Here is a 6,114-nt window from a genome sequence, read left to right as displayed (position 1 = left end):
GGGTGTAGGTAACTACATTGTTGCTGTTTCTTTAGCGATCTTTGCGTTCACGACTATTCTTGGTTGGAGTGTTTACGGCGAGCGCTGTGCGGAATACTTGTTTGGTGTGAAAATCATTATGCCATTCCGTATTCTTTGGATTGCTGCCGTTCCTGTCGGTACATTGTTCGGTTTAGAGTTCGTTTGGTTATTGGCTGATACATTGAATGCAATGATGGCAATCCCTAACCTGATAGCCCTGGCGTTACTAAGTCCTGTTGTATTTAGCATGACTCGTGAATACTTCGAAAACCAAGTATCACCTAGTTTAGAAGGAAAATAAGTCTTTCATCACTGAAAGCAGTTGTTAAAAAGTCGAGAGAGACCGGGCCTAGCCCGGTCTTTTTTGTAAGGGACGTTGCACGTTAATTATTGAGCAGAGCCCTATCTGCTGCTTGTCGATTTATGAGAGGTTTTTAACCCATTCGATAAAATCTGTATTGGTTAGGGCGGGTGAAAAATAGTAGCCTTGGGCTAAATCGCATTGATGTGAGCTAAGAAAGTCTAGCTGATGTTGATTCTCTACACCTTCAGCGACCACTATTAAGTTAAGTGCTTTAGCCATTGAGAATATGGCGTTTACTATAGCAACATCCCCTTGATCTGTGGGTAACGTTTGAATAAAGGAGCGGTCAATCTTGAGTACATCAATGGGCAGTTGCTTCAAGTAGCTGAGTGAAGAATATCCTGTGCCGAAATCATCCATAGCAATGGATACACCTAAGGTCTTCAATTTATCTAATGTTATCAGTGATTGTTCAATGTTTTCGATAACAGCATATTCGGTTATCTCTAATTCAAGTTGCTCAGGACGTATATCAAATTTAGACATCTTTTCAAAAAGGTAATTGTAGAGCTTTTCGTCACGTAGCTGGCGAGGTGATAAATTGATAGCCACCTTTAAATGACCTAGTCCCGATTTAGACCAAATAGATATCTGTTCACACGCGGTGTGGATAACCCAGTACCCTAGCTCGCAGATGAGGTCTGTTTGCTCGGCAATAGGTATAAATTGGTCCGGAGTATAGATGGTTTTATCATTATCTACCCACCTTATAAGTGCTTCTGCGCTCCTGCAATGTGGGGTGCTTTGTTGTAAGCTGACTTTAGGTTGGTAATAAAGTTGTAAGCGATTGTGTTTGATCGCTTTTTTAAGCTGTTCCTCAATTTTCTGATGTTTCTGTCGCTGTTGTTCTAACTCTGATGAGAAAAAGTGAACTTGTCCGCGCCCAGCCTCTTTAGCTTGGTACATAGCCGTATCAGCTTGAATAATTAGGTCTTTGGCGTTGTCTGCATCTTTTGGGTAGGTAGATATACCAACGCTGGCACCTAAGCTGATTTTTTTACCTTCAATTAAATACTCTTTGCTGGCTTGTTCAATCAAGGCTTGTGCTAAATGTACAAGGTTATCTTCGTTTTCATACTCGGGAATGATAACGGTAAATTCATCGCCTCCAATACGGTAAAGAACATCAGAATCACGTAATCGTTTCTTAAATTGAGCAGCAGCACTGCTTAAAAGCTGATCCCCTACACTATGGCCGTACTGATCATTGGCCCATTTGAAGTTATCAAGATCCAGGTAGAGTAGGCCGATCTTTCTTTGCTCCCTTTTAGCTAACTCTAATTGCTCTTCAAAGCGCATTAAGAAGGAGTGCCTATTAGGAATATTGGTTAATGAATCAAAATAGGCTAGTGTATTTAGCTTATCTTCAGCTTCTTTTTTCTCGGCAATATTGGTTAAAACACCCACATACGAGACTGTTCGGTCATTACGTGTGACTTCATTTAGGCTTAGCCAGCCAGGGAACTTAGTCCCATCCTTTTTCTGCCCCACGACCTCCCCAGACCAGTGATCTTTATTGGTTATATTCTCTGAAATTAAAGTCATGATATCGGCGGTATTATCTGTGTAGGAATAGATATTGGGCACTAACCCCATTAATTCATTTTCCGTATAAAGCGTAATATCACTGTAGGCCGGATTGATATCCAGAATCTTTCCTTTGGTATCGACTACAAACACGGCTTCATTAATGGCATCAAGAGCTTGCTCTGCTATTTGTAATGACTGCATGGGTGTGACAAGTGCAAAGCGTAGAAGAAGATAAAGTGAGCCAACAAACATTAAGCTAACAATCGCCACCTGAGTGATTTCAACGATTAGATTATGGTAAAGGCTTTCCGTAAAGGCGGCATCGCTAAAGCTAATTTCCACATTGCCAATTGTTATTTCGCCCGCTTTTATAGGAATACGTAAGCGGTTGGGGTTGTCTATCCAGCGGCGTGAATGGAGAGCATTAGTGAAATTAATGATTTCTCCATCAACTTTAATTCTTCCCATATAAAGGTGGCCAAAATTGCCAAATACTTTGATGCCCTGAACAAAGGAGGAAGACAACTCTGAATCTAAAATGGCGGAGGCTAATTCAACCGTATAGGAGCGATCATAGATTTTTTTGTAAACATTCCATATGGTGGGGCGAACAGAGTTAGCGACACGTTCGGCTACCGCATGACTTCGTTCTTGTAGGTTGCTTTGCATTAAATCAGAAGCAGAGTTAAAGCGTACAACCACGAATGCAGTCATGACTAAAGCAGTAATGATACTGAGAATGAGCAGTAGACGAACAGTTAATCGGCTAAGCATACGATCTTACGCTTTTTCAACATCAGACGGAGTATTTTATTCATTGTCATAAGGGCCAAACCATTGATAATAGTCCATATAAACTTTCTTAAATGCTTTTTTCTCCTCAATAATACGTCTGCTAATTGGATCCCGAGAACCGTATTCATCCAAGACGCTTTCCGAGATGATTTTCCAGCGTTCTAGATCTTCCTGGCTCCATTTATTAATCTTTACACCGTTTTCAACGAATAGATTGAAGGCTTCAAAGTCTTCGACTTTGGCTTTCATCGTTGTTGTTAAGGTGTAAGATTTTATAGCTGTTTCGAGAATGGCTTTAAGGTCACTAGGTAATGCATCATAAGCCTGTTTATTGATTAAGAAATCGGCCAAAACAGAGGGCTGCCACACCGCTGGAACAATCGCATGACGGCTAATATCATTAAGCCCTAAATTCCAAGCCCCACCCGCAGTTGTCCATTCAACGGCATCAAGGTCTCCGTTTTCTAATGCTGGTCTGATCTCTTCCGGTACTGTTGGAAGAGTGTAAGCACCGGCAGCGGCGGCTAATACCTCGCTAGGCAAACCTGGGCCTATACGTACTTTTTTAGAGTTAAGGTCATCTAAACCTTTTATTTCAGTTTTAGATAGCAAGCCGAACTCCATCCCCGGCCACCAAGCGGGGCGCCAAACGATACCATCAGGTAGAGACAGTTCGTTTGCTAATTTAGTACCTTCTCCCGATAGAAAAAACATCATTGAGCTATCAAGGTTCATGAAATCAAACGGTCCCGCATTCATAAGTGCCCAAGCGGGGTTTTCTGCGGACCACCAGTTAGGCCATCCGTTACCCATCTGAATTCTCCCTTCTCGAACCGAACTGTATATATTAGGGCCGCTAGCAAGCTCACCGGCAGGGTGGGGGGTAATATTTAAGCGCCCAGAACTCATAGTTCTTACATTATCTGCAAAGCGTTTAAGTTCTTTATAATCAATACTGTCTTGAGTTGCTTGCGACTGAAGCTGCCAAGTAAAGACTTCAGGTTTTTCTTCCTCTTTGCAGGCCGTTAGGTTTGCAATAATGAAGAATGTAAAAAGAAGCTTAAAGCTAGAGAGTTTTATAGACATGAAATAGCTCCGGCACTGTACATAGTTTTAAGAGTCAGAATAAGTTGTATCGACTCCTTTGAGCATCCATGCCGGTGTTGAAATCAAGTTGCTTGATATACCTTAAAGGTTAACAGTATTTTATCCTTTAAAAAATATGAGGATAGCTGAGCTGATTGATCTATTAGTATGAACAAATATCAAACGTTTTAACCTAGATTCATTCGGTTAAAGATCAATCAAAGAAGCTAGTTTTCAATTAGACATACTTAAAAAGAAAAATGCTTATCTTTCATTGCGTTAACAGTAAGGCGTATAAAATATTTTAGCAAAGGCTTTATAAAGTTGAGTAAATAATAGGACTGTTATGATCAAACTCAATTATTACATGATTTTCATGCTCTTATTTCAGTAAAAGTGCTCGCCAAAAAACATCATGCCTATTACTATGTATATCAAATTAATTGATAGAAGTAATACGCCATGTCTCTTCCTTCCTGTCCGAAATGTAATTCCGAGTTTGTTTACCAAGATCAGGAATTATTGATCTGCCCTGAGTGTGCTCATGAATGGAATCCTTCTGAACCCGATACGGAAGAAGATGTTATAAAAGTTAAAGATTCAAACGGAACCTTGCTGCAAGAAGGCGATAAGCTAACAATGATCAAGGATTTAAAAGTAAAGGGAAGCTCTTTAGTACTTAAAATTGGTACAAAAGCTGTTATCAAGCGTATCGTAGATGGCAAAGATCACCAGTTGGACTGCAAAGTAGATGGTGCAGGCGATATGATGGTTACGGCTGCGTTTGTGAAAAAAGCCTAAAACTTGGATTCATTACGGGGGGATTTTTAGGAATTCTCCCCGTGAATTAAAGCTTTGTATTTAAGTGTACTGTTAAATACTGTCATATACCCCCGCCTCAAATTTATCCTTCAATTGTTGTCTTACTTCTTACCTTCAATAGCTTTTATTGTATGGGGTAAAAAAGACAAAACTTCATAAGCGTTTCCCCTTCCATTAAATCTAATCATTCATAGATTTCAATATACAAACTACTTGTCTATGCTGAATGGATCGATTCTATAGCGGAGGTGGATGATGGATAGCTATTCAGGTGAGGTTGCTAACTTATATATAGGGGAACCTAAACCTATAGGACCCGATAATACACCCAGCGGTATTTTTAAAGAACCGGTGACAAGTTGCTTGTTAACTAAAACTGGATTGCAGGGTGATACTCAAGTCGACAAAAGAGTACATGGAGGTCTGGAGAAAGCCTTATATCACTTTCCAGAAGATAACTATGCTCTGTTACGTCAAGCGCTTACTCATATAGAGAGTTCGTTTGTCCCTGGTTCCATAGGTGAAAACCTGTCGAGTATCGGGATAGATGATAAAAAAGTACACGTTGGGGATATTGTGCGAATAGGAGGAGCCTTAGTACAAGTGTCTCAACCTCGTCGTCCTTGCTGGAAGGTCAATCATAAATACGGTAATGGACATATTGCATCGCTGTTAATGTCGCAAGGAATAAGTGGTTGGTATTATCGGGTTCTTGAAGAGGGGATCATTTCAGTTGGTGACGCTTTTCAATTGGAAGAAAGGCTTGATCAAAGTGTCTCTGTGGCTGAAGTATGGGCAATTTTTGTGGAAAAATTAAAATCAAAAATGCCCCCTGAAGCATTTAATACTGATATTCCCGGTTTATCCACAGAGTGGAAATTTGAGTAGCCTCTTCCATCTAATCGAACTAGTCATAGGAGCATAGATCGATACTGTGCGAAAAGAATAGAGATTTAGATTTCCCTTGTACTTCATAGGTTATAAATGTACTGTATAAGTATACAGTTTAGTTGTGTTTAATGGAGACCGCATGACCATCAGAACGGTACATCAAGTCATCAGCAAGAAAGGCATTGTTGTAGGGGAGTATATGGATCACAAGTTAGCCAAAGAGATGGATAACCGTACTGATGTACTTTATTACATTGCCGATATGATAGAAGAGCAGGGTGTTAAGGAAGATGTTGCAGAGCAAATAGCAGAAGTCTTCTTGGACGACAATAATCGACAAGCACTTATGGCGAAGCTTAAAAGTGTTAAAAATCTACCGGTCGATAGTGCAGAGGAGATTGTGGAGTAACGAGTATAAGCTACTACATGTAAAATCGATATTCCCTTTTAAAAACTCTGCTTCTCTTTTGTAGATTATGGGTAGAGTAAACAGCAGCAGTATAAGGATGACCCGTTATCTATACCGCTGCTAGATTGCATACTTAAAAATGAAAACTGTACATTTCTTTTACATCCCTCCTATTATTACTATGTTTGTTTTTAGA

At 40.0% G+C, this 6,114-nt stretch carries 6 protein-coding genes; 4 read left to right on the top strand and 2 right to left on the bottom strand.

What is annotated here, in order from left to right:
* Nucleotides 1–322 (top strand): alanine:cation symporter family protein (locus B4K11_RS10960; protein WP_292959375.1); only part of this gene is annotated, 322 nt, incomplete at its 5' end.
* 120 nt (nt 323–442) lie between these two features.
* On the opposite strand, the gene B4K11_RS10955 is transcribed toward B4K11_RS10960, so the two are convergent.
* Nucleotides 443–2,689, bottom strand: coding sequence for a putative bifunctional diguanylate cyclase/phosphodiesterase (locus B4K11_RS10955; protein ID WP_292951768.1), 2,247 nt, complete (start codon nt 2,687–2,689; stop codon nt 443–445).
* 36 nt (nt 2,690–2,725) lie between these two features.
* Nucleotides 2,726–3,796: a TRAP transporter substrate-binding protein DctP gene (dctP, locus tag B4K11_RS10950; RefSeq protein WP_292951771.1), complete on the bottom strand. Its 1,071-nt coding sequence runs from the start codon at nt 3,794–3,796 to the stop codon at nt 2,726–2,728.
* Nucleotides 3,797–4,258: 462 nt separating this feature from the next.
* Between dctP and B4K11_RS10945 the strand changes: the two genes are divergently transcribed.
* The 3 genes from B4K11_RS10945 (at nt 4,259) to B4K11_RS10935 (ending at nt 5,918) form a co-directional block, all read left to right on the top strand.
* On the top strand, nt 4,259–4,597 hold the full coding sequence (locus B4K11_RS10945) for a zinc ribbon domain-containing protein YjdM (protein WP_292951774.1): 339 nt from the start codon (nt 4,259–4,261) through the stop codon (nt 4,595–4,597).
* Between the two features lie 273 nt (nt 4,598–4,870).
* Nucleotides 4,871–5,506, top strand: coding sequence for an MOSC domain-containing protein (locus tag B4K11_RS10940; RefSeq protein ID WP_292951777.1), 636 nt, complete (start codon nt 4,871–4,873; stop codon nt 5,504–5,506).
* 142 nt (nt 5,507–5,648) lie between these two features.
* On the top strand, nt 5,649–5,918 hold the full coding sequence (locus B4K11_RS10935) for a hypothetical protein (RefSeq protein ID WP_292951780.1): 270 nt from the start codon (nt 5,649–5,651) through the stop codon (nt 5,916–5,918).
* Nucleotides 5,919–6,114: the final 196 nt, after the last annotated feature.

This window comes from Neptuniibacter sp. UBA6509, assembly GCA_002435145.1.
GTDB lineage: Bacteria > Pseudomonadota > Gammaproteobacteria > Pseudomonadales > Balneatricaceae > Neptuniibacter.
This window is presented reverse-complemented; position numbering and strand designations above follow the sequence as displayed.

Coding starts and splice junctions, on each gene's coding strand:
- B4K11_RS10945 (WP_292951774.1), top strand. CDS start 4,259: ATGTCTCTTCCTTCCTGTCCGAAATGTAATTCCGAGTTTGTTTACCAA.
- dctP (WP_292951771.1), bottom strand. CDS start 3,796: ATGTCTATAAAACTCTCTAGCTTTAAGCTTCTTTTTACATTCTTCATT.
- B4K11_RS10955 (WP_292951768.1), bottom strand. CDS start 2,689: ATGCTTAGCCGATTAACTGTTCGTCTACTGCTCATTCTCAGTATCATT.
- B4K11_RS10935 (WP_292951780.1), top strand. CDS start 5,649: ATGACCATCAGAACGGTACATCAAGTCATCAGCAAGAAAGGCATTGTT.
- B4K11_RS10940 (WP_292951777.1), top strand. CDS start 4,871: ATGATGGATAGCTATTCAGGTGAGGTTGCTAACTTATATATAGGGGAA.